Here is a 26,359-nt window from a genome sequence, read left to right as displayed (position 1 = left end):
CCGAAAGAAGCGATGAACCTCATATTTTCCCCCTCACAACGCCTGCGCCGTCTTCCGCTGGCGCTGGCAGCCCTGGCCCTGAGCGTGGCGGCGGGCGCCGTGCAAGCCCAGGCCGCGGCTCCGGCCGACAGCACCATGGTCAAGCTGATTCGCGGCCTGATCCAGAGCGGCGCCCTGAACAAGGATGCCGGCGAAGCGCTGCTGGCGCAGGCGCAGAGCGAAGCGCTGGCCGCTGCGCAAGCCCGTCCGGCCGCAGCGCCGGCGGCCCTGGCGCAGGTACAGCCGGGCGACGTGCGCGTGCCGTATATTTCGCAAACCGTGCGCGAGCAGATCCGCGACGAGATCAAGGGCCAGGTCATGGCCGAAGCCAAGGCGGGTGGCTGGGCGGCGCCGAATGAAACGCCGGCCTGGACCAAGCGCATCCGTCTGGAAGGCGACGTGCGCGCGCGCTACGAATCGCGCTACTACGACATGGCCAACAGCAATATCGAGATCGACTGGCGCTCGCTCAACAGCGGCAGCGGCTACGACGTTAACTCGAACACCAACCTGGCCCTGCCGGCGTTGCTCAACACACGCGAAGACCGCAAGCACTTGCTGCGCGCCCGCGCCCGCCTGGGCATCCTGGCCGATATTTCCGAGACCACGCAAGCGGGCATCCGCCTGGCCAGCGGCAACGACGACAGCCCGGTGTCCACCACGCAAACCCTCGGTGGCGGCCTGGGCAAGAAAAACATCTGGCTGGACCAGGCCTGGCTGTCGTACCAGCCCGCCTCGTGGCTGAAACTGACGGCGGGCCGCTTTGATAACCCGTTCGTCTCTGGCGACGAACTGTTTTCCAGCGAACTCAATTTCGACGGCATCGCCGCCAAGGTGCAGCAGCCGGTCGGCGCAAACAAGGACGTCACCGTCTTCGGTACGCTGGGCCTGATTCCGCTCGAGTATTCGTCCGACAATGCGCCTAGCCGCAGCCAGGCAAAAATGTCGAGCGAAAACAAGTGGCTGCTGGGCGCGCAAGTGGGCGCGTCGTGGAAGATCAATAGCGACCACCAACTGCGCGGCGCGCTGGCCTACTACAACTTCCGCAACATCAGCGGCGAATACTCGCAGCCGTGCGCCTTGTACGCGGGCGCCGATGGCTGCAGCACGGACTGGTCGCGTCCATCGAGCATGCAAAAGGGCAATAGCTTGATGTTGTTGCGCAATATCGCCTTGAACCCGCTGGACCCGGCCAATACGCCGCAGCCGCAATTCGTGGGCCTGGCGTCGAAGTTCCGCCTGGCCAACCTGAATGCGCGCTGGGATAGCAAGGTGGCGGGCGGCACGGACTTGCGCATCGAAGGCGATTATGTGCGCAACACGGCCTACGACAAGAATGAAATGTGGGCGCGCGCCAAGGGCGGCATCATGAACAATTTCGGCGGCACGGGCGGCGTGTCGCAAGCCGATTTCAAGAGCGGCGGCAATGCCTACATGCTGCAGGCAACCCTGGGCAAGGCCAGCCCGGCGGCGCGTGGCGACTGGAACGTGCTGCTTGGCTACAAGCGCATCGAACCGGACGCCTTGCCTGACGCCTACAACGATTCCACCTTCCACCTGGGCGGCACGAATGCGCGCGGCTACTACCTGGGCGGCGCCTATGCGCTCGACAAGAACACGTGGCTGAACGGCCGCTGGACGTCGAGCCGCGAAGTGTTCGGTTCGGCCCTGTCGATCGACACCCTGCAAATCGAATTGAACGCGCGTTTTTAAGGAGCCACGATGTTGATATCCAACAAAATGCGCCTGCCTTTATTGCTGCTGAGCTTACTGGCCGCCGGCACGGCGCAAGCGCAAAAGGGGCAAAGCATGGAAGAGCGTTTGCGGGCCGAACTGCGTAACGTGACGGCGCAATTGCAGCAGACGCGCGGCGAGCTGGAACTGCTGAAAGCCAAGGGCGTGCCTGCCGCCAAGGCGGCGCCCGCTGCCGCCGCACCCGCCAGCGAGGGCTTGAAAAAGGAGCTGGCGCGCAGCCAGTCGCAGCTGGCGCAGGAGCGCGCGCAGCGGGAAAAACTGGGCGAGCAGCAACAACATAGCGCCGCCGCCGCGCAAGAGGCGGCCGCCAGCCTGGCGCAGTACCGCCAGGCCAGCGAGCAATTGACTGCCACGGGCAAGCGGCTGGAAGCGGAGCGCGCACGCCTCGACGGCGAAGTGACGGCCCAGCGGGGCACCCTGGCGCGCTGCGAAAGCAAGAATGCCCAGCTGTATGCGGTCGGGCAGGAAATCCTGCAAGCGTATGAGGGTCTCAATGTGCTCGATGTCATGAAGGCGCGCCAGCCGTTCGCCGCGCAAAGCCGGGTAAAACTCGAGCAAATCGCGCAGCAGTACGGTGACCAGCTGTACCAGGGCCGCTTTGATGCGCGCCAAACAGAAGCGCCGGCCCCCCAATAATTTTTTTGAAATGAATGGAATGACGATGGAAAACACGAATACGAACTTGCTGACCACCCTGAACGCGGAACAAACGGCCGAGGCCATCAAGGCGGCCGGCTGCGCCGTGACCAGCATCGAACACGACGGCGTCGTGCGCCTGCACAGCGCCAGCCATGGCATCGGCTTCCAGGTGCTGTGGGGCAATGAAGCCGCGCCTGGCCAGTACGCGGATCTGACCCTGAGCTGCCCGCTGCGCGTGCAGGGCGGCGACTTGCCTGCCGGCTTGCTGGCCGAATGGCACCGCAGCAAGCGCTTCGCCCGCGTGGCCCAGCATGGTGATTTCGTCGTGCTGGAGATGGATGTGCTGGTCGCCGGCGGCGTCAGCACGGAGTACCTGAATATCAATCTGCAACTGTGGACGCAGATGATGGGCCAGTTCTTCTTGTTTTTGCGCAACTTTACACCGGCCGATACGAGCACCGCACCGGTAGTCGAGGCCGCTAGCGTGGCAGAAGAAGAAACTGTGCCGGCCTGATAATCCGTGCAGTGGAGGCGAAAATGGCCCGCGACGGGCCATTTTTGCCATCTGCAGGTCTCAAGTGTCGTATTAAATACTTATTTTTTAGGCATCGCGCATTAAAACTGCTCAAAGAGCGTGTGTGAATCAAGCCAGCAACGGCTGTATGGCGGATAATATTGCCTGTTGCCGATTTGGATACGACCTTTACACAAAAATGCGCCCCATGGATTTTACCCGCGACGAAACCAGTGAAACCCCAGTTGCCCCGGCCAGCGCGCCGGGAGCGCCTTTGCCGTATGCCGTCGCCACCTGGCTGCAGCGGGTGGAGGCTGCCGCCCATCCGAAGGCCGTGCTGACGATTGCCGAGCCTGATCCCAAACTCAACCAGCATCGATTGATCTACGTGCTGGCGCCCACCAGCGGCGGCCGCCACGTGGCCCTGTGCCTGTACAAGGCGCGGCTGCGGCCAAATGGCGACGTGGCGGCGGCGTCGCCCATCAGCGAAATCTTTTCCCTGCTGTCGGCGCCGCCCACGTTTTTGACGCCGGCCGACGAAGACCTCGTGCGTTTCTTCGTGGCCATGCGCAGCGGGCAGAATTCGCAGACGGGCAGCGCCACGGAGCCGAAGGGCAAGGTGGGCGCGGCCCTGCTGAAAATGCTGGCCGAGCAGGATAAATTGTTGTGGGCCAATTCCTGGGCCGACGTCGGCAATGGCCTCGTGTACCCGTTGAAGGAAGGCCCCGTGCGTCCCGCGCGCCTGTTCTGGCGCGACGAAGGCAAGACCATGCGCCTGGGCTGGCAAGTGGACCCGCCGGAAGGCGCGAAGCACCATGGCGCCGACCAGATCGACTACATGCTACCTACCGATCCGCCGTGGTACATCGACAATCTGTCGTGCGGCGTGCTGGAACTGAACCAGGGCGGCTCCGATATTTCCCTGGCCGACTTGCAGGCGCTGGTGGCGCAGGCGCCGCCGTTGAACGCGAACGACAAGGTGCGCGTGTCGCAACTGCTGCTGGCGCAAGGCTTGCAGCATTTGATGCCGCTGCCGCAACCGTTGCCGCAGCGCTTGCGCAAGGATGTGCCCGCGCAACCGGTCTTGCTGCTCGATAGCGCCATGCTGGCCGATGGCAGCATCCAGCGCTGGAGCGATTTCGCCGTGCTGTCCTACGACTACGACGGCGAGCGCGTCTCGTTCGACCCGTCGCAGCGCGTCGTGCGGCAGGTGGGTGAGGTGACGGAAATCATCCAGAGAAACACGGCCGATGAAGCGCGCGCGCTGGCCACCCTGGCCGAGCTGCAATTCAAGAAGCCGGGCTCGGCCCCCTTGAGCGGCTTGAAGGGCGCCTTGCAACTGCCGTCCCAGGCGGAATGGCTGCGTTTTGCCGAGTCCGGCATCGACGCCTTGCTGGAGCAGGGCTGGATTGTGGAAAAGACGGCCAAGTACCGCTACGACGTGAGCGACGTGGGCGACTGGTACGCGGAAATCGACGACCAGGACCCGGACAGCGGCAACGCCTGGTTCGAGCTGGAACTGGGCATCGTCGTCAACCACGAAAGAGTGCCGCTGCTGCCTGTGCTGGTGCAGCTGATCCGCAATGCGCCCAACGATTTCAACCCGAAAGTCATCGAAGCGCATGCGGACGACGACCAGATGCTGGCAACCTTGCCGGACGGCACGCGCGTGGCCCTGCCGTGGGGCCGTGTACGCCCCATCCTCAACACTCTAGGCGAACTGTATTTCAGCGACAAGATCAAACATACCGTGCGTATGTCGACCCTCGATGCGGCGCGCCTGGAAGAGCTGGCGCGCTGCCTGGAGATGCAGTGGACGGGCGGCGAGCAGCTGCGCGCCATGGGTCGCAAGCTGAGCCAGTTCGGCTCCGTGCAAAAAGTGGCGGCGCCAGCCGGCCTGCAAGCGACCCTGCGCGATTACCAGGCCGATGGCCTGGCGTGGATGCAATTCCTGCGCGACCATGATCTGGCCGGCATCCTGGCCGATGACATGGGCCTGGGTAAAACCGTGCAAACCTTGGCGCATATCCTGGTGGAAAAGGAAGCGGGCCGTCTCACGCATCCGGCCCTGGTGATTGCACCGACGAGTTTGATGGGCAACTGGCAGGACGAGGCGGCCAAGTTCGCGCCTTCCCTGAAAGTGCTGCTGCTGCAAGGCAAGGACCGCGCCCAGCAATTCGACCAGATCGACCAATGCGACCTGGTGCTGACCACCTACGCGCTGTTGCCGCGCGACGAGGAAACCTTGCGCGAGCACGATTTCCACCTGGTCATCCTCGACGAATCGCATTACATCAAGAATACGCGCAGCAAGGCGGCGCAAAGCGCGGGCCTGCTGCGCGCGCGCCACCGCCTGTGTTTGTCCGGCACGCCGCTGGAAAATCATTTGGGCGAACTGTGGTCGCAATTCCACTTCCTGCTGCCTGGTTTGCTGGGCGACGAGAAAACGTTCAATACGCAGTTCCGTCATCCGATCGAGCGCCAGGACGACCCGCTGCGCCGCATGCTGCTGAACCGCCGCATCAAGCCTTTCCTGTTGCGCCGCACGAAGGACAACGTGGCCAAGGAGCTGCCACCGAAGACGGAAATGGTGCGCAAGGTGGAATTGACGGGGCCGCAGCGCGACCTGTATGAAACCGTGCGTCTGGCGATGGATCAAAAGGTACGCGAGGAAATCGACAAGAAGGGCGTCGCGCGCAGCCAGATTGTCATTCTCGAAGCGCTGCTGAAATTGCGGCAAGTCTGCTGCGACCCGCGTCTCGTGAAATCCTTGCCTGCGAAGAAGCAGTCGGCGGGTTCGGCCAAGCTGCTCGACCTGATGCAGATGGTGGAAGACTTGCTCGACGAAGGGCGCAAGATCCTTGTCTTCTCGCAATTTACCAGCATGCTGGAGTTGATCGAGGAAGAACTCGAATCGCGCGACATCCCGTACGCGCTTTTAACAGGCGAAACGAAGGACCGGGGCGCGCAAGTGGCGGCCTTCCAGCAGGGCGCCGTGCCGATTTTCCTGATCAGCCTGAAAGCGGGCGGCGTGGGCCTGAACCTGACGGCGGCCGACACGGTCATCCACTACGATCCGTGGTGGAATCCGGCGGCGGAAAACCAGGCCACGGACCGTGCCTGGCGCATCGGCCAGGACAAGCCCGTGTTCGTCTACAAGCTGATCGCGAAGGGCACCCTGGAAGAAAAAATCCAGCTGCTGCAGCAAAAGAAATCGGAACTGGCGCAATCGATCCTGGCCGAAGGCGAGTCGCAGAAGATGGCCCTCACGCAGGAAGATTTGCAGCAGATTTTCGCCCCGCTGGAAGATTAACGCTGCCGCGCGCTTATACTTGGCGATTCTCTCCTGCCAGGTATAACGCATGCTGCCCTTCCTCCTTCTGCTGCTTGCCGGCGTCATCCTCATGGCGCTGCGTTTCGTCCAGTTGCGCCGCGCCCTGCTGCGCGCGCGGGCGGGCGAAGCGCAGTTCCGCCTGCTGGCCGAACACGGGCGCGACGCGGCCTTCCTGCTCGACGCCACCACCCTCGAATTGCTCTACATCAGTCCCGCCGCGCAGCGCCTGACGGGCCATGATTTGCCTGCCTTGCGCGAACATGCGGCACAGCTGGCGCAAGACGTGCCGGCCCGGCTGCAGCGCTGGCGCGACGGCGACACCAGCCGTTTGACCTTGCTGCGCGAAGTGGAATTGCCGCATGCGGACGGCCACCAGCTGGCGCTGGAAATCAGCTCGACCATCGTGCCCGCGGCGGCTGGCCGGGGCGTGACCTTGGCGGGCACGGTGCGCGACGTCAGCGCGGCCCAGGCGCAGGAAGCGGGACGGGAAAAGGAGCAAAAGCGCTTCGCCTCGATGCTGTCGCATGAATTTCGCACGCCGCTGGCCACCATCGACGGCGCCATCCAGCGCCTCGTCTCGACGTCCAGCGAGGCGGACGAGGCCACGCGCAAGCGCTACGTGAAAATCCAGACGGCCGTCGACCGCTTGTTGTCCATGATCGACGATTATCTGTCGCCCGAACGCATGGCGGCCATCGGCCGCGAGCGGGCCGCCGACGGCATCGCGCCGCTGGCCTTGCTGAAGCAGGCGGCCGCCACCGTGCCCGCCAGCCACCCGGTGCAGCTGGAACTCGACGAGGACTTGCCGGCCCGGCTGCGCTGCGACGTGCCCGGCATGGCCCTGTGCCTGAAGATACTGCTCGACAACGCCGTCAAGTTCAGCCCGCCGGGCAGCGCCATTACCTTGTCGGCCAGGCTGGTGCCCGAAGGCGGCGTGGCGCTGTGCGTGCGCGATGCGGGGTCCGGCTTGCGGGAAGACGAACTGGTGCACATGTTCGAAAAGGGAAGCCGCGGAAGCCATGCTACGCATCCGGGCGCCGGGCTGGGCCTGTACATGGCGCGCGCCGTGGTGGACGTGCATGGTGGGAGCTTGCAGGGGCATAATCTGCCCGAAGGCGGGGCAGTTTTCCGGATTTGGCTGCCGCTTCCAGGCTAGACAAGGAAAAGCCTTGCTTCCGCTGAAGGCAACCATGATAATTCCTTGACGTAAACCTATTGTGCCGTCCATCATGGTGCAGAAGTGAATGGCATGGTTTGCCCACGGTAGCTCACTAACGGAAGAATGGCGTTGCAATGACGAAAATACTGATCGTCGAAGACAATCTGGACTACGCCGAAGACATGGCGGAGTTTCTCGTTGAGCTCGAACACGAAGTTCATATCACCAGCTCCGCTGGCGGGATGTGGACGGCGTTGAGTCATGGCAATGTCGGCGTGGTCGTGCTGGACCTGGGCTTGCCCGATGAGGACGGCTTCAATGTCATCCCCCGCATGCGCCAGCTGTATCCGCAAATCGGCGTGCTGGTGCTGACGGGGCGCGTCGCCTTCGACAGCCGCATCCTGGGCTTGCGCCTGGGTGCCGACCACTATCTGACCAAGCCGATCAAATTTCCCGAACTGGCCGCCCACATCGAGGCGCTCGACCGCCGCGTCGGGCCGCAAGACCCCGTGCCTGAACCAGGCAAGTGGACCTTGAAGGTAAGCGCTCGCCAACTTGAGCTGATGGGCGCCGTTATCGCACTGACGGAAAAGGAATTCAACTTCCTGCACCTGCTGACCATCAACACCCGCCCCGTGCCGCGCGACGTCATCGTGGCCGGCATGGGTGGCGAAGATCCCGATGCGGGCCGCCGGGTCGACATGCTCGTGTATCGCCTGCGCAAGAAAGCCAAGACGGGCCTGGGCCAGGACTTGCCGCTGCGCAGCGCGTATGGCGAGGGCTACAGCCTGTCGGCCAGCTTTAATTTGTCCTGATTTGCCGTGTTGCGCCGCCCGCAAGTGGCTGGCGCAATAAAAGGGACAGAGTCAGCTGTTTTTTTCAGTATATAAAATAAAATGGGGTCAGAGTCGCGTCTTGTGCGCACAAGTGTGTAAAATCAAGGCCTTAGCCTTTATTTGCCGACTCTTGCCATGGCCCGTTTGCCCCGTCTTATCATTCCCGCACTGCCCCATTACGTGATCCAGCGCGGCAGCAACCGCCAGCCGGTGTTCCAGGACGCGGCCGACTATGCTCAATTCCTCTCTTGGCTGAAAACGGGCGCGAAAATGTTCAAGGTGGCCATTCACGCCTACGTTTTATTGCCTGATCAGCTACATTTGTTGGCGACGCCCAGCGATGCGACGGGCCTGGGGCAGCTGATGCAGTGGCTGGGACGCTATTACGTGCCGTATTTCAACCAAAAATACGGCCGCGAAGGGGCATTGTGGCAGGGACGCTACAAAACTTCCGTCATCGATCCCGACAATTTCTTCCTCCTGTGCTGCCGCTACCTGGAATGCGTGCCCGTGCAAACGGGCGTGGCAGCCCAGGCGCTCGACCATGCGTGGTCCAGCTATGCCCACCATGCCGGCGTGCGACCCGATCCCGTCATCACCGACCACGCGCTGTACTGGGCGCTCGGCAACACGCCGTTCGACCGCGAGGCGGCGTATCTGCGCCTGTTCGAGCAAGGCTTGGGCGGCAGCCAGGTCAACACCGTGGAACAGGCTGTATTGAAGGGCTGGCCGCTGGGTTCCGAGCCGTTCAAGCAGGCGCTGGAGCAGAAAATGCAGCGGCAAGTGCTGCCTGCCAAGCGGGGCCGTCCCCGCAAAATCGTGGCCGTAGCGGACTCCAATTGAAACCCATTCGCATTTAAAACAAAAAATGATTCCTTTCTGACGTTTTATTGAAATCGCTTTGACTATGTCCCTATTAAATTTTCAGGGCGACGGAAACGAATTTAATTCGACTCCGACCCTAATTATTGTGGTTGAGTTTTTTGTTGCGTTGCACTACTCTAGTTTTTCGATAGTCATATGCAGCGGAGAAGCCCATGAAAGCGCAAGGCCTGTACGACCCAGCCAATGAACACGATGCCTGCGGCGTCGGTTTCGTCGCCCATATCAAGGGCAACAAGACCCATTCGATCGTCGAACAGGGTTTGCTGATACTGAAAAACCTCGATCACCGGGGCGCCGTGGGCGCCGATGCGCTGATGGGCGATGGCGCCGGCATCCTGATCCAGATTCCCGACCAGTACTACCGCGAAGAAATGGCCAAGCAGGGCGTGGAATTGCCGCCGCCTGGCGAATACGGCGTGGGCATGGTCTTCCTGCCGAAGGAACACGCGTCGCGCATCGCATGCGAACAGGAAATCGAACGCGCCGTGCGCATCGAGGGACAAGTCGTGCTGGGCTGGCGCAACGTGCCTATCGATACGGACATGCCGATGTCGCCCACCGTGCGCGCCAAGGAACCCGTCATCCGCCAGATTTTCATCGGCCGCGGCCCGGACATCATGGTTACCGACGCGCTCGAGCGCAAACTGTATGTGATCCGCAAATCGTCGGGTCACGCCATCCAGGCCTTAAAACTGCTGCACGGCAAGGAATTCTTCGTGCCGTCGATGTCGGCCCGTACTATTGTGTACAAGGGCTTGCTGCTGGCCGACCAGGTGGGCGTGTACTACAAGGACTTGCAGGATGCGCGCTGCATCTCGGCCCTGGCCCTCGTCCACCAGCGTTTCTCGACGAATACTTTCCCGGAATGGCCGCTGGCCCACCCCTACCGTTTGATCGCCCATAACGGCGAGATCAACACCGTCAAAGGCAACTTCAACTGGATGCGCGCGCGCGAAGGCGTGATGAAGTCGGCCGTACTGGGCGACGACCTGCAAAAGCTGTTCCCCCTGATCTATGAAGGCCAGTCCGACACGGCGTGCTTCGACAATGCGCTGGAACTGCTGTTGATGGCCGGCTACCCGATCGCCCAGGCGATGATGATGATGATTCCGGAAGCGTGGGAAAACCACACGACGATGGATGACAACCGCCGCGCCTTCTATGAATACCACGCTGCCATGATGGAACCGTGGGACGGTCCCGCCGCCATGGCGTTCACGGATGGCCGCCACATCGGCGGCACCCTGGACCGCAACGGCTTGCGTCCGGCCCGCTACATCGTCACGGACGACGACCTGGTGGTGATGGCGTCGGAATCGGGCGTGCTGCCGATTCCCGAGTCGAAGATCATCCAGAAATGGCGTTTGCAGCCTGGCAAAATGTTCCTGATCGACCTGGAAGCGGGCCGCATCATCGACGACCAGGAATTGAAAAACACCTACGCCAACGCCAAGCCCTATAAAGCGTGGATCAATTCGGTGCGCATCAAGCTCGACGAGATCAAGCTGGCCGAAGGCCAAGCGAAACAAGACCGCGCGCAGGGCGAAAAAGCCCAGCCATCGTTGCTGGACCGCCAGCAGGCGTTCGGCTACACGCAGGAAGACTTGAAATTCCTCATGGCGCCGATGGCACTGGCCGGCGAAGAAGCGACGGGCTCGATGGGCAATGACTCGCCGCTGGCCGTCATGTCGAACAAATTGAAGCCTTTGTATAACTACTTCAAGCAGCTGTTCGCGCAAGTGACGAACCCGCCGATCGATCCCATCCGCGAAGCGATGGTGATGTCCCTGGTGTCGTTCATCGGCCCGAAACCGAACTTGCTCGATACCAACAACGTCAACCCGCCGATGCGCCTGGAAGTGGCGCAGCCCGTGCTGGGCTTTGACGACATGGCGCGTCTGCGCAACATCAGCGCCCACACGGGTGGCAAGTTCAAGTCGTATGAACTCGACATCTGCTACCCGCTGGCCTGGGGCAAGGAAGGCGTGGAAGCATGCCTGGCCTCGCTGTGCGCGGAAGCCGTCGACGCCGTCAAATCCGGCCACAACATCCTGATCGTCTCGGACCGCGCCATTTGCGCCGACCAGGTGGCGATCCCTGCTCTGCTGGCCACCTCCACCGTGCACCAGCACCTGGTGAGCAAGGGCTTGCGCGCGTCCACGGGCCTCGTCGTGGAAACGGGCTCGGCCCGTGAAACCCACCACTTCGCCTTGCTTGCTGGCTATGGCGCGGAAGCCGTCCACCCGTATCTGGCCATGGAAACCCTGGCCGACATGGCGCATGGCTTGCCGGGCGACTTGTCGGGCGACAAAGCCATCTATAACTACACCAAGGCTGTTGGCAAGGGCTTGATGAAGGTCATGTCGAAGATGGGTATTTCGACCTACATGTCCTATTGCGGCGCGCAAATCTTCGAAGCCATCGGCCTGAACAAGTCGCTGGTCGACAAATACTTCAAGGGCACGGCCTCGAACGTGGAAGGCATCGGCGTGTTTGAAGTGGCGGAAGAAGCGCTGCGCCTGCACGCGCTGGCCTTCGGCAACGATCCCGTGCTGTCCGACAAGCTCGACGCGGGCGGCGAGTACGCATTCCGCGTACGCGGCGAAGACCACATGTGGACGCCGGACGCGATTGCCAAGCTGCAGCATTCCACACGCAGCAACAATTTCTCCAGCTATAAAGAGTACGCGCAAATCATCAACGACCAGAGCCGTCGCCACCTGACCTTGCGCGGCCTGTTCGAGTTCAAGCTCGACCCGACCAAGGCCATCCCGCTCGATGAAGTGGAACCGGCCAAGGAAATCGTCAAGCGCTTCGCCACGGGCGCCATGTCGCTCGGTTCGATCAGCACGGAAGCGCACGCAACGCTTGCGGTCGCCATGAACCGTATCGGCGGCAAGTCGAACACGGGCGAAGGCGGCGAAGATCCGAACCGCTACACGCAGGAATTGAAGGGCATCCCGATCCGCCAGGGCGACACCATGGCGTCCATCGTGGGCGCCGAGCAGATCGTCGTCGATATTCCGCTGCAGGAAGGCGATTCCATGCGCTCGCGCATCAAGCAGGTGGCGTCGGGACGTTTCGGCGTCACGGCCGCCTACCTGAACTCGGCCGACCAGATCCAGATCAAGATGGCGCAAGGCGCGAAACCGGGCGAAGGCGGCCAGTTGCCTGGCCATAAAGTGTCGGAATACATCGCCAGTCTGCGCTTCTCCGTGCCGGGCGTGGGCCTGATTTCGCCGCCGCCGCACCACGATATCTACTCGATCGAAGATCTGGCGCAGCTGATCCATGACTTGAAGAACGCCAATCCGCGCGCGTCGATTTCCGTGAAACTGGTGTCGGAAGTGGGCATCGGCACGGTGGCCGCCGGCGTCACCAAGGCGAAAGCCGACCACGTGGTCGTTGCCGGCCATGACGGCGGCACGGGCGCCTCCCCATTGTCGTCCGTGAAACATGCGGGTACGCCGTGGGAACTGGGCCTGGCCGAAACGCAACAAACCTTGGTGCTGAACGGCTTGCGCAGCCGCATCCGCGTGCAGGCCGACGGCCAGATGAAGACGGGCCGCGACGTGGTCATCGCCGCCCTGCTGGGTGCCGACGAGATCGGTTTCGCCACGGCGCCGCTGGTGGTCGAAGGCTGCATCATGATGCGCAAATGCCACTTGAACACCTGTCCGGTGGGCGTGGCCACGCAAGATCCGGTGCTGCGCGCCAAGTTCTCGGGCAAGCCCGAGTATGTCGTCAATTACTTCTTCTTCGTTGCGGAAGAAGCCCGTCAATTGATGGCGCAGCTGGGCATCCGCACGTATGACGAGCTGATCGGCCGTGTCGACTTGCTGGACAAATCGAAGGCGATTTCGCACTGGAAGGCGCAGGGCCTGGACTTCTCGGCCATCTTCCACAAGCCGGAAACGCCAAGCGGCCAAGCCTGCCGCCACGTGGAGTTCCAGGACCATGCGCTTGAGAAAGCACTGGACCACAAGCTGATCGCGCAAGCGCGCGCGGCGCTGGAAAAGGGCGAGCGCGTCTCATTCATCTCGCCCGTACGCAACTTGAACCGCACGGTGGGCACCATGCTGTCCGGCGAAGTGGCGAAGAAATACGGTCATGCCGGCTTGCCGGACGACACCATCCACATCCAGTTGCAAGGCACGGCGGGCCAGTCGGCCTGCGCCTTCCTGGCGCACGGCATCACGATCGACCTGGTGGGTGAGGGTAACGATTACGTGGGCAAGGGCTTGTCGGGCGGGCGCATCATCGTGCGGCCCAATACCGAGTTCCGTGGCTGGGCCGTGGACAACATCATCATCGGTAACACGGTGCTGTACGGCGCCATTGCCGGCGAAGCCTTCTTCAATGGCGTGGCAGGCGAACGCTTTGCCGTGCGCAACTCGGGCGCCACCACAGTGGTCGAGGGCCTGGGCGACCATGGCTGCGAATACATGACGGGCGGCACGGTCGTGGTACTGGGCAATACGGGACGCAACTTTGCGGCCGGCATGTCGGGCGGCATCGCCTATGTGTATGACCCGGCCGGCGACTTTGCCAGCAAGTGCAACACGGCCATGGTCAGCCTGGACAAGGTCGTGTCGGCAGCGGAACAGCATGTCGACCGCGATGCCTGGCATACGCAGCACCGCGATGGCGTGCCGGAAGCGGACGAGGTCATCCTCAAGCGCCTGATCGAGCGTCATTTCAAGCACACGGGCAGCACCCGCGCCCGCGTCCTGCTCGACGACTGGGCGGCGGCGCGCGGCAAGTTCGTGAAAGTCTTCCCGAACGAATACAAGCGCGCGCTGATTGAAATGGCAGCTGACGCCGCCATGGAAGTCCAAGCCGTCGCCGCCTGAGCCAGCCAAGCTCATTGCCAAATGAATGACCAGGGAGCGGCCCGGCCGCTCCCCGCCAGCCAAATACAAAGGAACTATCGTGGGTAAAATTACCGGCTTCATGGAATTCAAGCGCCAGGACGAACACTATCTGGAGCCTGCCGCGCGCCTGAAGAACTACAAGGAATTCGTCTTGCACCTGTCGGACGCGCAAGCGACCGTGCAAGGCGCACGCTGCATGGATTGCGGCATTCCCTTCTGCACCACGGGTTGTCCCGTGAATAACATCATTCCCGACTGGAATGACCTGGTGTACCGCGGTAACTACCGCGAAGCGCTCGACGTCTTGCATTCGACGAATAACTTCCCGGAATTTACGGGCCGCATCTGCCCGGCGCCATGCGAATCGGCCTGTACCTTGGGTATTCACGAAGATCCGGTCGGCATCAAGTCGATCGAGCATAAAATCATCGACATGGGCTGGGAGCACGGCTGGGTCACGCCGCAGCCAGCGGGATTCAGCACAGGCAAGAAAGTGGCCATCGTCGGTTCCGGCCCCGCCGGCCTGGCGGCGGCGCAGCAGCTGGCACGCGCCGGCCATGCCGTCACCGTGTTTGAAAAGAGCGACCGGGTCGGTGGCTTGCTGCGTTACGGCATTCCCGACTTCAAGATGGAAAAGTCGCACATCGACCTGCGCGTGAAACAGATGGAAGCCGAAGGCGTGGTCTTCCGCACCAGCGTGCTGGTCGGCAAGGATTTCCCGGCCCACGTGAATAACTGGGCCAAGGAAACCATTTTCCCGGAAGACCTGGAAAAAGAATTCGACGCCGTCATCATGGCCGGCGGCGCCGAGCAGCCGCGCGACTTGCCCGTGCCGGGCCGCGAGCTGAAAGGCGTGCACTTCGCCATGGATTTCCTGCCGCTGCAAAACAAGGTCAACGCGGGCGACAAGCTCAAGGACCAGATCAAGGCCACGGGCAAGCACGTGGTGGTGATCGGCGGCGGCGACACGGGTTCCGACTGCGTCGGCACGTCGAACCGCCATGGCGCCGCCTCGGTGGCCCAGTTCGAATTGATGCCGCAGCCGCCGGAACAGGAAAACAAGCCGCTCGTCTGGCCGTACTGGCCGACCAAGCTGCGCACTTCGTCCTCGCACGAAGAAGGCTGCGAGCGCGACTGGGCCGTGGCCACCAAGCGTTTCGAAGGCAAGGGTGGCAAAGTGGAAAAGCTGATCGCCTGCAGAGTCGAGTGGAAAGACGGCAAGATGAGCGAAGTGCCGAACTCGGAATTCGAGATGAAGGCGGATCTGGTCTTCCTGGCCATGGGCTTTGTTTCACCAGTACAACAAGTGCTGCAAGCGTTCGGCGTCGATACGGATGCGCGCGGCAATGTCAAGGCGACAACGGATGGCGCCGGCTGCTACCAGACGTCGGTGGCCAAGGTGTTTGCCGCCGGCGACATGCGCCGTGGCCAGTCGCTGGTGGTCTGGGCCATTCGCGAAGGGCGCCAATGCGCGCGCGCCGTCGATGAGTTCCTGATGGGCGCATCGCTGCTGCCGCGCTAAAAAAACGAGCAATTGTTCGTTTTTTTGACAGGGCCACGGCGCGGATCGCGACGTGGCCCTTGTTATTTTTAGTTATCAAGTCAACAGCCATGCATGCCATCGGGCAGGGACGCGATGTGGCGGCCGAATTTCCACTACAATATCTGACTTTCGATTCATTAGTGTTGTATTCTTCCCCTTTCCGGGGCTGTCCCAAGGGGTGTCTCAGCAGAGGTTGGCGTTTCTGCACTACAATACGCCATTAAAATAGTGAGCTTCGTCGTGCCAAATCTTGTTGAGATCCGTGATTTACACTTTGCCTATGGAGAACGTTCGATTTTATCGGGCCTTCAAATGGATTTCCCACGTGGAAAAGTTGTGGCCGTCATGGGTGGCTCCGGCAGTGGCAAGACGACCGTACTGCGCCTGATCGGCGGGCAGCTGCGCCCCAGTTCCGGTTCCGTGAATGTGGACGGCCAGATCGTGCATACGCTGGGGACCGACGAGTTATACCAGCTGCGCCGCAAGATGGGCATGCTGTTCCAGCACGGCGCACTGTTTACGGACTTGACGGCGTTCGAGAACGTGGCGTTCCCCCTGCGCGAACACACAGATTTGAATGAAGAGCTGATCCGCACCTTGGTGCTGATGAAGCTGCACGCCGTGGGCTTGCGCAATGCGGCGCAATTGAAGCCGGCCGAAATCTCGGGCGGCATGGGCCGCCGCGTCGCTCTGGCGCGCGCCATCGCACTCGACCCCGAACTGATCATGTACGACGAGCCATTCGCCGGCCTGGACCCGATTTCCATGGGCGTGACGGCCAATTTGATCCGCAATTTGAACGATGCGCTGGGCTCCACGTCTATCCTGGTATCGCACGATGTGAAGGAGTGTTTCGCCATCGCTGATTACGTCTATTTTCTGTCATCGGGCAAGATCGTGGCGCACGGCACGCCGGCCGAGATGGCCGTGTCGACGCATCCGTACGTCAAGCAGTTCGTCAATGCCGAGGCCGATGGCCCCGTGCCCTTCCATTATCCGGGCAAGTCGCTGGCCGACGACCTGGGTCTGCAGGCGGGGGGCGGCCGATGATCGCGCGTTTCCTGACGTCGATCGGAGCGTGGTTGCGTCGTTCGGTACAAGACCTCGGCTTTGCCGTGCGTTCGTTTTTTATCATCATCGCCTCGTCGGGCGGCCTGTGGCGCCGTCCGCGCCTGGTGATTGAGCAACTGTTTTTTATCGGTAACCGCTCGCTGGTGATTACCGCCGTCTCCGGCCTGTTCGTCGGCATGGTGCTGGGTTTGCAAGGCTATTACACCTTGACCACGTATGGCGCCGAGCAGTCGCTGGGCTTGCTGGTGGCGCTGTCCCTGACGCGCGAACTGGGCCCCGTCGTCACGGCGCTGCTGTTCGCCGGCCGTGCCGGTACGTCGCTGACGGCGGAAATCGGCCTGATGAAGGCGGGCGAGCAATTGTCGGCCATGGAAATGATGGCCGTGAACCCGATCCAGCGCGTGCTGGCGCCCCGTTTCTGGGCCGGCGTGATCGCCATGCCGATTCTGGGCGCGATCTTCACGGCCGTCGGCATCGTCGGCAGCTACCTGGTCGGCGTGGTGCTGATCGGTGTCGATGAAGGTTCGTTCTGGTCGCAGATGCAAGGCGGCGTAGATGTCTGGAAAGAAGTGGGCAACGGCACCATCAAGAGCCTGGTGTTCGGCATCGCGGTGACCTTCATCGCGCTGTTCCAAGGGTACCAGGCACAGCCGACGCCGGAAGACGTGTCCGGCGCCACCACGCGCACGGTGGTCATTTCGTCGTTGATGGTGTGGTGGCTCGATTTCATGATGACGGCGTTGATGTTTAGCAAATAATTGCCCATAGGCGAAAAAATTATCAGCCTGGGCAGTGTTCTGCGCAGGTGGCGGCAAGTAAAAATTATTTAGGATTGTTTATGCAACGTAAATCTTTGGATGTCTGGGTCGGCTTGTTTGTCTTGCTGGGTGTGGCGGCATTGATGTTTCTGGCGCTCAAGGCCGGCAATATGAGCTCGCTGTCTTTCAGCAAGACGTATACCATTAGTGCCAAGTTCGACAATATTGGCGGCCTCAAGCCGCAGGCGCCCGTCAAGGGCGCTGGCGTGGTGGTGGGTCGGGTCTCGGAAATCGTCTTTGACGACAAGACTTACCAGGCGCTGGTGAAACTCGACATCGAAGATGGCTACAAATTTCCGAAAGACAGCTCGGCCAAGATTTTGACGGCCGGTTTGCTGGGTGAGCAATATATCGGCCTGGAAGCAGGCGGCGATCTGGCGAACCTGGCAGAGGGCGACAAGATCGCCCGTACTCAATCGGCCACAGTGCTGGAAGACCTGATCAATCAGTTCATCTACAGCAAGGCAGCGGAAGGAAAGGACAGCAAATGAGCGAGTCGACCAAACAATCCCAAGGCAGCCTGGCGCGTATCGGCCTGGCCCTGGCCATCGCCGCCAGCGTGAGCGCTTGCGCCACCGGCACCAATCCGCGCGACCCGCTGGAAGGGTATAACCGCGCGATGTTCAAGTTCAACGACACCGTCGACCAGGTGGCCTTGAAGCCAGTCGCCACGGCCTACAAGAAGGTGACGCCATCGTTCGTGCAAACGGGCGTGGGCAACTTCTTCGGTAACTTGTCCGATGTGTGGAGCGCCGTGAACAACTTGCTGCAAGGCAAGGGTGAAGCGGGCTTGCAAGACGTCGTGCGCGTCAGCATGAACTCGACTTTCGGACTCCTTGGCCTGCTCGACATCGCCTCGCAGGCTGGCATTCCGAAGCATAACGAAGACTTTGGCCAGACGTTGGGCTGGTATGGCGTCCAGTCGGGTCCGTACGTGATGCTGCCGCTGCTGGGTCCATCGACCGTGCGCGACACGGCGGCCCTGCCGCTCGATATCGCGGGCGACCCATGGCGCTACAAGGATCCGGTCAATGTGCGCAATATCGGTACGGTGACGCGCGTGGTCGACAAGCGCGCCGCGCTGCTCGACGCGACCAATTTGATGGAAGCGGCCGCGCTGGACCGTTATGAATTCATCCGCGACGGCTTCCTGCAGGCGCGCGAAAGCAAGGTTTTCGATGGCGATACGGACCGCCGCGACCGCAAGGTGCCAAAAAACGACACCAGCGATTACGAGCCGGAGTACGAGGCAAAACCGCAGCCTGCCAATGACGCGCCTGCGGCAACGGCCGCCGCCGTGCTGGCGCCTGCGGATCTCGTAACATCTGGTAGCAATACCGTTGCTTCCGAGGCAAAGCCGCAGGAGTAAACTGGACGCAAGAACACCACGGCTGCGATCAACGCCAGCCGGTGCATAGCAACACCATGAAAGGTAAAACCATGAAATTGATGAAACAACTGCTGGCGATGGCCACCATCGCCTTTGCCACCGCCGCCCAGGCCGCCCCAGCTGTCGAAGCGCCGGACGTCCTGGTCAAACGCATCAGCCAGGACGTGATCGACACGGCCAAGGCCGACAAGGCCATCCAGGCTGGCGACATCAAGCGCGTCACCGAACTGGTGGAAAGCAAGATCTTGCCGTATGTGGATTTCCAGCGCATGACGTCGCTGGCAGCCGGCCGCCACTGGCGCGACGCCACGCCTGACCAGCAAAAGCAACTGGCTGCGGAATTCCGTACCCTGCTGATTTACACGTACTCGGGCGCCCTGTCGCAGATCAAGAACGAAACGGTGGAATTCAAGCCGCTGCGCGCCGACCCGGCCGACACGGAAGTGGAAGTGCGTTCGCAGGTGAACGTGGCGCGCGGCGAACCCGTGCCCCTGAACTACCGCGTGGCGAAAACCCCGTCCGGCTGGAAGATCTATGACATCAACGTGCTGGGCGCGTGGCTGGTGGAAACGTACAAAAGCAGCTTTGCCAGCGAGATCAGCAAGGGCGGCATCGATGGCCTGATCAAGACCTTGCAGGCAAAAAACAAGGCCCTGGCCAGCCGTCCCGCTGCCAAAGCCAAATAATCGGCTATCATATAGCTCCTGACCCAGCTCCAGACCAGCGCAGCCCGACGCCATGCCCGACTCTCTCGACACCTTGCAGTCCCTGACTTCCCTGACCGTGCACAATGCCACTTCGGCATTGGAGCAGGGTCTGGACGCCATCCGCTCGGGTCAGACGAAGTTCGACTTGCGCAACGTCAAGGCCGTCGATTCGGCCGCCGTTTCCGTCATGCTGACGTGGCAGCGCGCCGCGCAGGATGCCGGCGCCGTGCTGGAGCTGAAAAACCTGCCGAACAACCTGAAAAACCTCACCAAGCTGTATGGCGTCTGCTCGCTCGTCTCGAGCACCTTGAGCGCCGACGACTGCGGCAGCGCCGGCGGCCACGCCGAACGCAGCCCGTCCGACCTGCATCATCATTGATCCTGTCCCACTCCCCGCATCAGCAGTAGCTTTCAAGCCGGCAGGCCAGCAGCGTCGCCGGATTGATCTCCAAGTGTTCCACGAATTTTCCAACTATAATTGACTGTTGCGCCGTCCTCGCCTGAAGGTGGCGCCCTGCACCGGCCTGCCGGCCTGGATGTCTCCGGCAACTGGCGCATCACACCAGACGCATTACACTTGAAACAAGCACATGACCGCAATTCAAATAACGAATGTAGAAAAGAGCTATAAATCGCTCAAGGCGCTGGGCGGCGTGTCGCTGGCCATCGAAGAAGGCGAGTTTTTCGGCCTGCTCGGTCCCAACGGCGCCGGCAAGACCACCCTCATTTCCATCATCGCCGGCCTGATACGCCCCGACGCGGGCACCGTCAAGATCCATGGCCACGACGTGGTCAAGGACTTCCGCAACGCGCGCCGCAACCTGGGCGTGGTGCCGCAGGAACTGGTGTTCGATCCGTTTTTCACCGTGCGCGAAACCCTGCGCCTGCAGTCCGGTTACTTTGGCCTGCCGAACAACGACAAGTGGATCGACGAGGTCATGGAAAACCTCGACCTGACCGGCAAGGCCGACACCAACATGCGCGCCCTGTCCGGCGGCATGAAGCGCCGCGTGCTCGTGGCGCAGGCGCTGGTGCACATGCCGCCCGTCATCGTGCTCGATGAACCGACGGCCGGCGTCGACGTGGAACTGCGCCAGACCCTGTGGAAGTTCATCTCGCGCCTGAACCGCGAAGGCGGCCACACGGTTGTGCTGACCACCCACTACCTGGAAGAGGCGCAAGCCATGTGCCAGCGCGTGGCCATGCTGAAGACGGGCAAGGTGGTGGCGCTCGACACCATGTCGGCCCTGATCCGCCGCATCGCCGGTTCGCAGTTGCAGGTACACCTGAAACACGGCGCCTTGCCGGCCGACCTGCAGCACCTGGTGCTGCATGCGGAAGAACAGCAGGCGCCGAACAAGTTCAGCTTGCGCGTCAACGAATACAGCGAAGTCGAGAAAATCCTCGCCCGCCTGCGCGAAGCGGGTGCCGAGATCGATGAAATGCAATTGCAACAAGCCGACTTGGAAGATATCTTCTTGCAGATCATGGATAAAGGTACCGTATGATTTCGACAGGTTTCCGCACCCTCGTCTACAAAGAGACGCTGCGCTTCTGGAAAGTGGCGACGCAAACCGTGGCCGCGCCCGTGCTCACGTCGATGCTGTACCTGCTGGTGTTCGGCCATGTGCTCGACGGCCGCGTGGAGCCGAGCCCCGGCGTCAGCTACACGGCCTTTTTGATTCCCGGCCTGGTGATGATGAGCGTGCTGCAAAATGCGTTTGCCAATTCCTCGTCCTCGCTGATTCAGTCCAAGATCACGGGCAACCTGGTGTTCGTGCTGCTGACGCCCCTGTCGCACTGGGAAATCTTTTCGGCGTATGTACTCGCTTCCGTCGCGCGCGGCCTGGCCGTGGGCTTTGGCGTGTTTGCCATCACGTGCTGGTTCGCTGACCTGTCATTCGTCGCGCCGCTGTGGATCGTCGTCTTCGCCTTCCTCGGCGCCGCCATGCTGGGCACCATGGGCCTGATCGCCGGCATCTGGGCCGAAAAATTCGACCAGCTGGCCGCCTTCCAGAACTTCCTGATCATGCCCGCCACCTTCCTGTCGGGCGTGTTCTACTCGATCCATTCGCTGCCCGCCTTCTGGCAGACGGTATCGCATTTGAACCCCTTCTTCTACATGATCGACGGCTTCCGCTACGGCTTCTTCGGCACGTCCGACGTCAGTCCGTGGCTCAGTCTTTTCATCGTCGCCGGCTTCCTCGTGATCCTGGCGCTGGCATCGATCCGCCTGCTGAAAAGCGGTTACAGATTGCGCCACTGATTGCGGCACCCACATCACTACATTATTCAATATCAAGGACTTATCGTGACCACCACTCCAGAACTGATCCACGGCTATCTGTCGGCCGGCCTCGAATGCACGCACCTCGAAGTGGAGGGCGATGGCCAGCACTTCCAGGCCGTGATCGTCTCGCCCGCGTTTGCCGGCAAGCGTTTGATCCAGCGCCACCAGATCGTCTACGCGGCACTGGGCGACCGCATGCGCGAGGAAATCCACGCGCTGTCGATGAAAACCCTGACACCTGAAGAATTCCAAGGATAAGCACATGGACAAGCTCCTCATCAACGGCGGCAACCGCCTGAACGGCGACATCGCCATCTCCGGCGCGAAAAACGCCGCCCTGCCCATCCTGTGCGCGGGCCTGCTGACCGCGGGCGACCTGAACCTGACGAACGTGCCGCATTTGCACGACGTGGCCACGATGTTGAAATTGCTGGGCCAGACGGGCCTGAAAGTGCAGCAGGACGGCGACCGCGTGGTCCTCAACGGCAGCGCCATCGACACCCTGGAAGCGCCGTATGAACTGGTGAAAACCATGCGCGCCTCGATCCTCGTGCTCGGTCCCATGCTGGCGCGCTTCGGCGAAGCCAAGGTCTCGCTGCCGGGCGGCTGCGCCATCGGTTCGCGTCCCGTCGACCAGCACATCAAGGGCCTGGAAGCGCTGGGCGCCGAGATCCGCATCGAAGCGGGCTACATCTACGCCAAGTGCGCCAAGCTCAAAGGCGCGCGCATCGTCACCGACATGATCACCGTCACCGGCACCGAGAACCTGCTGATGGCCGCGACCCTGGCCGAAGGCGAGACCATCCTGGAAAACGCCGCCTGCGAACCGGAAGTGACGGACCTGGCCCACCTGCTGGTGGCCATGGGCGCGAAGATCGACGGCATCGGCACCAGCCGCTTGGTGATCCAGGGCGTGGACGCGCTGCACGGCGCCTCGCACGCGGTGATCGCCGACCGTATCGAGACGGGTACTTTCCTGTGCGCCGTGGCGGCCACCGGCGGCGATATCACCCTGCGCAACGTGCGCACCGATATCCTCGACTCGGCGCTCGACAAGCTGCGCGCCATGGGCCTGACGATGACCTTCGGCGCCGACTGGATCCGCGCCGAGATGTCGGCCCGTCCTAACCCCGTCAGCTTCCGCACGACGGAATACCCGGGCTTCCCGACCGACATGCAGGCGCAGTTCATGGCCGTGAACACGATCGCCAATGGCGCCAGCCGCGTCACCGAGACGATCTTCGAGAACCGCTTCATGCACGTGCAGGAAATGAACCGCCTGGGCGCCGACATCACCATCGAAGGCAACACGGCCATCATCGCCGGCGTCAAGCAGCTGCGCGGCGCGCCCGTGATGGCGACCGACTTGCGCGCTTCGGCGTCGCTGGTGATCGCGGCCTTGGCCGCCGACGGCGAAACCCTGATCGACCGCATCTATCACCTCGACCGCGGCTACGACCGCATGGAAGTGAAACTGTCGGCCGTCGGCGCGAACATCGTACGCATCAAATAACAAGGAACGAGCATGAACGGATCGAATAACGGTGACAGCTCCCAGCTGATTTTGGCGCTCTCGAAAGGCCGCATTTTTGAGGACACCATGCCGCTGCTGGAGGCGGCCGGCATCAAGGTGCTGGAAAACCCGGAAACCTCGCGCAAGCTGATTTTGGCCACCAACGATCCGAACGTGCGTGTCATCATCGTGCGCGCCAGCGACGTGCCGACCTACGTGCAGTACGGCGCGGCCGATTTCGGCGTGGCGGGCAAGGATGTCTTGCTCGAACACGGCGGCGAAGGCCTGTACCAGCCGATCGACCTGAATATCGCCGCCTGCCGCATGTCGGTGGCGGTGCAGGCCGGTTTTGACTACGAAAAGGCCGTGCACCAGGGCGCGCGCTTACGCGTGGCCACCAAGTTCGTGCACACGGCGCGCGAGCACTTCGCCGCCAAGGGCGTGCACGTCGACCTGATCAAGCTGTATGGCTCGATGGAGCTGGCGCCTTTGGTCGGTTTGTCCGACGCCATCGTCGACCTGGTCAGCACGGGCAGCACCCTGCGCGCGAACAACCTCGTCGAGGTCGAACACATCATGGAAATTTCGTCGCGCCTGGTGGTCAACCAGGCCGCGCTCAAGCTCAAGCGCGAGCGCTTGCAGCCGATTATCGAGGCGTTCGAACGCGCCTCGCAAGCCTAGACACATTCAGTAGCAGAAAGCCGATTATGCCGATACAGATACGCAAGCTCGATTCAGACCAGGATGGTTTCCAACAATCGCTCGACACCTTGCTGGCGTTCGAGGAGGGGACCGATGCGGCGATTGAAACGTCGGTCGCAAAAATCCTGGCCGACGTGAAAACGCGCGGCGACGCCGCCGTACTGGAATACACCAACCGTTTCGACCGCATCCCGCATGGCGGCGCTGCGGAAATGGCGGCCTTCGATATTTCGCAGGCCGAATTGCAGGCGGCCCTGAACGGCTTGCCGTCGGCCCAGCGCGAGGCGCTGCAGATCGCCGCCCAGCGCATCCGCGCCTTCCACGAACGCCAGCGCGAGGAATTGCGCGGTTTTACCTACACCGAGCCCGATGGCACGGTGCTGGGGCAGAAGATCACGCCGCTGGACCGGGTCGGCATCTACGTCCCGGGCGGCAAGGCAGCATATCCGTCGTCCGTGCTGATGAACGCGATTCCCGCGCACGTGGCCGGCGTGAGCGAGATCATCATGGTGGTGCCGACGCCCGATGGCGTGAAAAATCAGATGGTGCTGGCCGCCGCCGCGATCGCGGGCGTGACGCGCGTGATCACCATCGGCGGCGCGCAAGCCGTCGGCGCGCTGGCGTATGGCACGCAGACGATCACCGCCGTGGACAAGATCGTCGGTCCCGGCAACGCCTATGTGGCGGCCGCCAAGCGCCGCGTGTTCGGCATCGTCGGCATCGACATGATCGCGGGGCCTTCCGAAATCCTCGTGCTGTGTGATGGCACGACGGACCCGGACTGGGTGGCCATGGACCTGTTTTCGCAGGCCGAGCACGACGAACTGGCGCAAGCGATTTTGCTGTGCCCGGACGCCGATTACATCGCCAAAGTCGAAGAAAGCATCGCCAAGCTGCTGCCGACGATGCCGCGCCAGGCCACCATCAGCACCTCGCTGGCGGACCGCGGCGCCCTGATCAAGGTGCGCAGCATGGAAGAGGCGTGCGAGATCGCCAACAGCATCGCCGCGGAGCACCTGGAAATCTCGGCGGAGAATCCGCAGCAGTGGGCCGAGCAGATCCGCCATGCGGGCGCCATGTTCCTCGGCCGCTTCTCGTCCGAATCGCTGGGCGACTATTGCTGCGGTCCCAATCACGTGCTGCCAACGTCGCGCACGGCGCGTTTTTCGTCGCCGCTGGGCGTGTACGACTTCCAGAAGCGCTCGTCCATCATTCACGTCAGTGAAGCGGGCGCGCAAACCCTGGGCCGTGTCGCCGCCACGCTGGCGTATGGCGAAGGCTTGCAGGCGCACGCGCGCAGCGCCGAACTGCGCCTGAAGCCACAGCCATGACGAAGTTGGCGGAGCAGCCGGACTGGGTCAACCGGGTCTATTGCGAAGATGCGCTGGCGGGGCTGGCGCGCATTCCCGATGGCTCGGTGGACCTGATCCTGACGGATCCGCCGTACAACCTGGGCAAGGATTACGGCAATGCCTCGGACCAGCAGTCGGTGGCCGACTACCTGCGCTGGACGGAACAGTGGATCGATGCGGCGCTGCCCAAGCTCAAAGCCAACGGCAGCCTGTACATTTTTCTGACCTGGCGCTATTCGCCGGAGATCTTCGTCATGCTGAAACAGCGCATGGCGATGATGAATGAAATCATCTGGGACCGCCGCGTGCCGTCCATGGGCGGCAGCGTGCGCAGCTTTTCATCGGTGCACGACACCATCGGCTTCTTCGTCAAGCGCAAGGATTACTACTTCGACCTTGACGCGGTGCGCATCGCCTACGACGCTGCCACCAAGAAAGCCCGTTCGCGCTCGATCTTCATCGGCGCCAAATGGCTGGAAGTGGGTTACAACCCGAAAGACTTGTGGAGCGTATCGCGCCTGCACAAGGAGCACCCGGAACGGGCCGACCACCCGACGCAAAAGCCGCTCGAAATCATCGAGCGCATGGTCAAGGCTTCATGCCCGCCCGGCGGCGTGGTGCTCGACCTGTTCATGGGCAGCGGCACCACGGCCCTGGCGGCAAAGCGCTGCGGGCGCGATTTCGTCGGCTTTGAATTGAACGCCGACTATTGCGCCATCATAGAACAGCGCCTGGCCGCGCTGACGCAGGAACTGGCCACGCCGGCCGTGCCGAAGGCCGCCAAGGCGGCAGCGAAAAAGCCGGCGGCGGCCAAAAAGCCGGCCGTCGTGAAGAAATCGCCCGCCGTGAAAAAAGCGCCGGCCCGCAAGGCGCGCAGCGTCGCCGTGCCGGAAGACGTCGTCATTTAGTCTCCATTTAATTCCATCAGGAGTGTTTGC

Annotated in this window: 22 protein-coding genes; all 22 read left to right on the top strand. The window is 62.1% G+C overall.

Features of this window, described 5'->3' with window-relative positions:
* Positions 1 to 12: 12 nt before the first annotated feature.
* A complete protein-coding gene (locus GYK42_RS18020; protein WP_166448600.1) occupies positions 13 to 1,752 on the top strand; it encodes a putative porin in 1,740 nt (579 codons plus the stop codon).
* A 9-nt stretch (positions 1,753 to 1,761) separates the two neighbouring features.
* Positions 1,762 to 2,430, top strand: a complete 669-nt coding sequence (locus GYK42_RS18015; protein WP_166448599.1) for a hypothetical protein — start codon at positions 1,762 to 1,764, stop codon at positions 2,428 to 2,430.
* A 25-nt stretch (positions 2,431 to 2,455) separates the two neighbouring features.
* On the top strand, positions 2,456 to 2,947 hold the full coding sequence (locus GYK42_RS18010; RefSeq protein ID WP_052755691.1) for a YbjN domain-containing protein: 492 nt from the start codon (positions 2,456 to 2,458) through the stop codon (positions 2,945 to 2,947).
* Positions 2,948 to 3,155: 208 nt separating this feature from the next.
* Positions 3,156 to 6,260, top strand: a complete 3,105-nt coding sequence (locus tag GYK42_RS18005) for a DEAD/DEAH box helicase (protein WP_166448598.1) — start codon at positions 3,156 to 3,158, stop codon at positions 6,258 to 6,260.
* A 49-nt stretch (positions 6,261 to 6,309) separates the two neighbouring features.
* Positions 6,310 to 7,437 (top strand): PAS domain-containing sensor histidine kinase, encoded by a 1,128-nt coding sequence (locus tag GYK42_RS18000; protein WP_166448597.1) that lies wholly within the window; start codon positions 6,310 to 6,312, stop codon positions 7,435 to 7,437.
* 137 nt (positions 7,438 to 7,574) lie between these two features.
* Positions 7,575 to 8,255, top strand: coding sequence for a response regulator transcription factor (locus GYK42_RS17995; protein WP_034753797.1), 681 nt, complete (start codon positions 7,575 to 7,577; stop codon positions 8,253 to 8,255).
* 156 nt (positions 8,256 to 8,411) lie between these two features.
* The gene (locus GYK42_RS17990) at positions 8,412 to 9,119 is read left to right on the top strand and encodes a transposase (protein ID WP_166448596.1); all 708 of its coding nucleotides are present in this window, start codon (positions 8,412 to 8,414) and stop codon (positions 9,117 to 9,119) included.
* Positions 9,120 to 9,313: 194 nt separating this feature from the next.
* A complete protein-coding gene (locus GYK42_RS17985; protein WP_166448595.1) occupies positions 9,314 to 14,014 on the top strand; it encodes a glutamate synthase-related protein in 4,701 nt (1,566 codons plus the stop codon).
* 79 nt (positions 14,015 to 14,093) lie between these two features.
* Positions 14,094 to 15,557, top strand: a complete 1,464-nt coding sequence (locus GYK42_RS17980) for a glutamate synthase small subunit (protein ID WP_166448594.1) — start codon at positions 14,094 to 14,096, stop codon at positions 15,555 to 15,557.
* A 261-nt stretch (positions 15,558 to 15,818) separates the two neighbouring features.
* On the top strand, positions 15,819 to 16,628 hold the full coding sequence (locus GYK42_RS17975) for an ABC transporter ATP-binding protein (protein ID WP_034753922.1): 810 nt from the start codon (positions 15,819 to 15,821) through the stop codon (positions 16,626 to 16,628).
* Entirely contained in the window at positions 16,625 to 17,407 is a 783-nt protein-coding gene (mlaE, locus tag GYK42_RS17970) for a lipid asymmetry maintenance ABC transporter permease subunit MlaE (protein WP_166448593.1), read from the top strand. The genes GYK42_RS17975 and mlaE overlap by 4 nt, the downstream gene beginning before the upstream one ends.
* 80 nt (positions 17,408 to 17,487) lie before the next feature.
* Complete coding sequence (gene mlaD / locus GYK42_RS17965) at positions 17,488 to 17,958, top strand: outer membrane lipid asymmetry maintenance protein MlaD (protein ID WP_034753810.1); 471 nt, start codon at positions 17,488 to 17,490, stop codon at positions 17,956 to 17,958.
* Complete coding sequence (locus tag GYK42_RS17960; protein WP_166448592.1) at positions 17,955 to 18,836, top strand: MlaA family lipoprotein; 882 nt, start codon at positions 17,955 to 17,957, stop codon at positions 18,834 to 18,836. Before mlaD ends, GYK42_RS17960 begins: the two co-directional genes overlap by 4 nt.
* Before the next feature lie 71 nt (positions 18,837 to 18,907).
* On the top strand, positions 18,908 to 19,543 hold the full coding sequence (locus GYK42_RS17955) for an MlaC/ttg2D family ABC transporter substrate-binding protein (RefSeq protein ID WP_034753816.1): 636 nt from the start codon (positions 18,908 to 18,910) through the stop codon (positions 19,541 to 19,543).
* A gap of 52 nt (positions 19,544 to 19,595) precedes the next feature.
* Positions 19,596 to 19,943 (top strand): STAS domain-containing protein, encoded by a 348-nt coding sequence (locus tag GYK42_RS17950; protein ID WP_046683190.1) that lies wholly within the window; start codon positions 19,596 to 19,598, stop codon positions 19,941 to 19,943.
* A gap of 211 nt (positions 19,944 to 20,154) precedes the next feature.
* Positions 20,155 to 21,072, top strand: coding sequence for an ABC transporter ATP-binding protein (locus tag GYK42_RS17945; protein ID WP_166448591.1), 918 nt, complete (start codon positions 20,155 to 20,157; stop codon positions 21,070 to 21,072).
* Positions 21,069 to 21,830, top strand: a complete 762-nt coding sequence (locus tag GYK42_RS17940) for an ABC transporter permease (protein WP_166448590.1) — start codon at positions 21,069 to 21,071, stop codon at positions 21,828 to 21,830. The genes GYK42_RS17945 and GYK42_RS17940 overlap by 4 nt, the downstream gene beginning before the upstream one ends.
* A gap of 45 nt (positions 21,831 to 21,875) precedes the next feature.
* Positions 21,876 to 22,112, top strand: a complete 237-nt coding sequence (locus GYK42_RS17935) for a BolA family protein (protein WP_034753824.1) — start codon at positions 21,876 to 21,878, stop codon at positions 22,110 to 22,112.
* Positions 22,113 to 22,116: 4 nt separating this feature from the next.
* Complete coding sequence (gene murA / locus GYK42_RS17930) at positions 22,117 to 23,367, top strand: UDP-N-acetylglucosamine 1-carboxyvinyltransferase (RefSeq protein WP_166448589.1); 1,251 nt, start codon at positions 22,117 to 22,119, stop codon at positions 23,365 to 23,367.
* A gap of 12 nt (positions 23,368 to 23,379) precedes the next feature.
* Positions 23,380 to 24,048 (top strand): ATP phosphoribosyltransferase, encoded by a 669-nt coding sequence (gene hisG, locus GYK42_RS17925; RefSeq protein ID WP_034753828.1) that lies wholly within the window; start codon positions 23,380 to 23,382, stop codon positions 24,046 to 24,048.
* A 26-nt stretch (positions 24,049 to 24,074) separates the two neighbouring features.
* On the top strand, positions 24,075 to 25,400 hold the full coding sequence (hisD, locus tag GYK42_RS17920) for a histidinol dehydrogenase (protein WP_166448588.1): 1,326 nt from the start codon (positions 24,075 to 24,077) through the stop codon (positions 25,398 to 25,400).
* Positions 25,397 to 26,329: a DNA-methyltransferase gene (locus GYK42_RS17915; protein ID WP_166448587.1), complete on the top strand. Its 933-nt coding sequence runs from the start codon at positions 25,397 to 25,399 to the stop codon at positions 26,327 to 26,329. Before hisD ends, GYK42_RS17915 begins: the two co-directional genes overlap by 4 nt.
* The last annotated feature ends 30 nt before the right edge of the window (positions 26,330 to 26,359 follow it).

Origin of the sequence: Janthinobacterium lividum, from assembly GCF_011601275.1 — a bacterium.
GTDB lineage: Bacteria > Pseudomonadota > Gammaproteobacteria > Burkholderiales > Burkholderiaceae_D > Janthinobacterium > Janthinobacterium lividum_E.
This window is presented reverse-complemented; position numbering and strand designations above follow the sequence as displayed.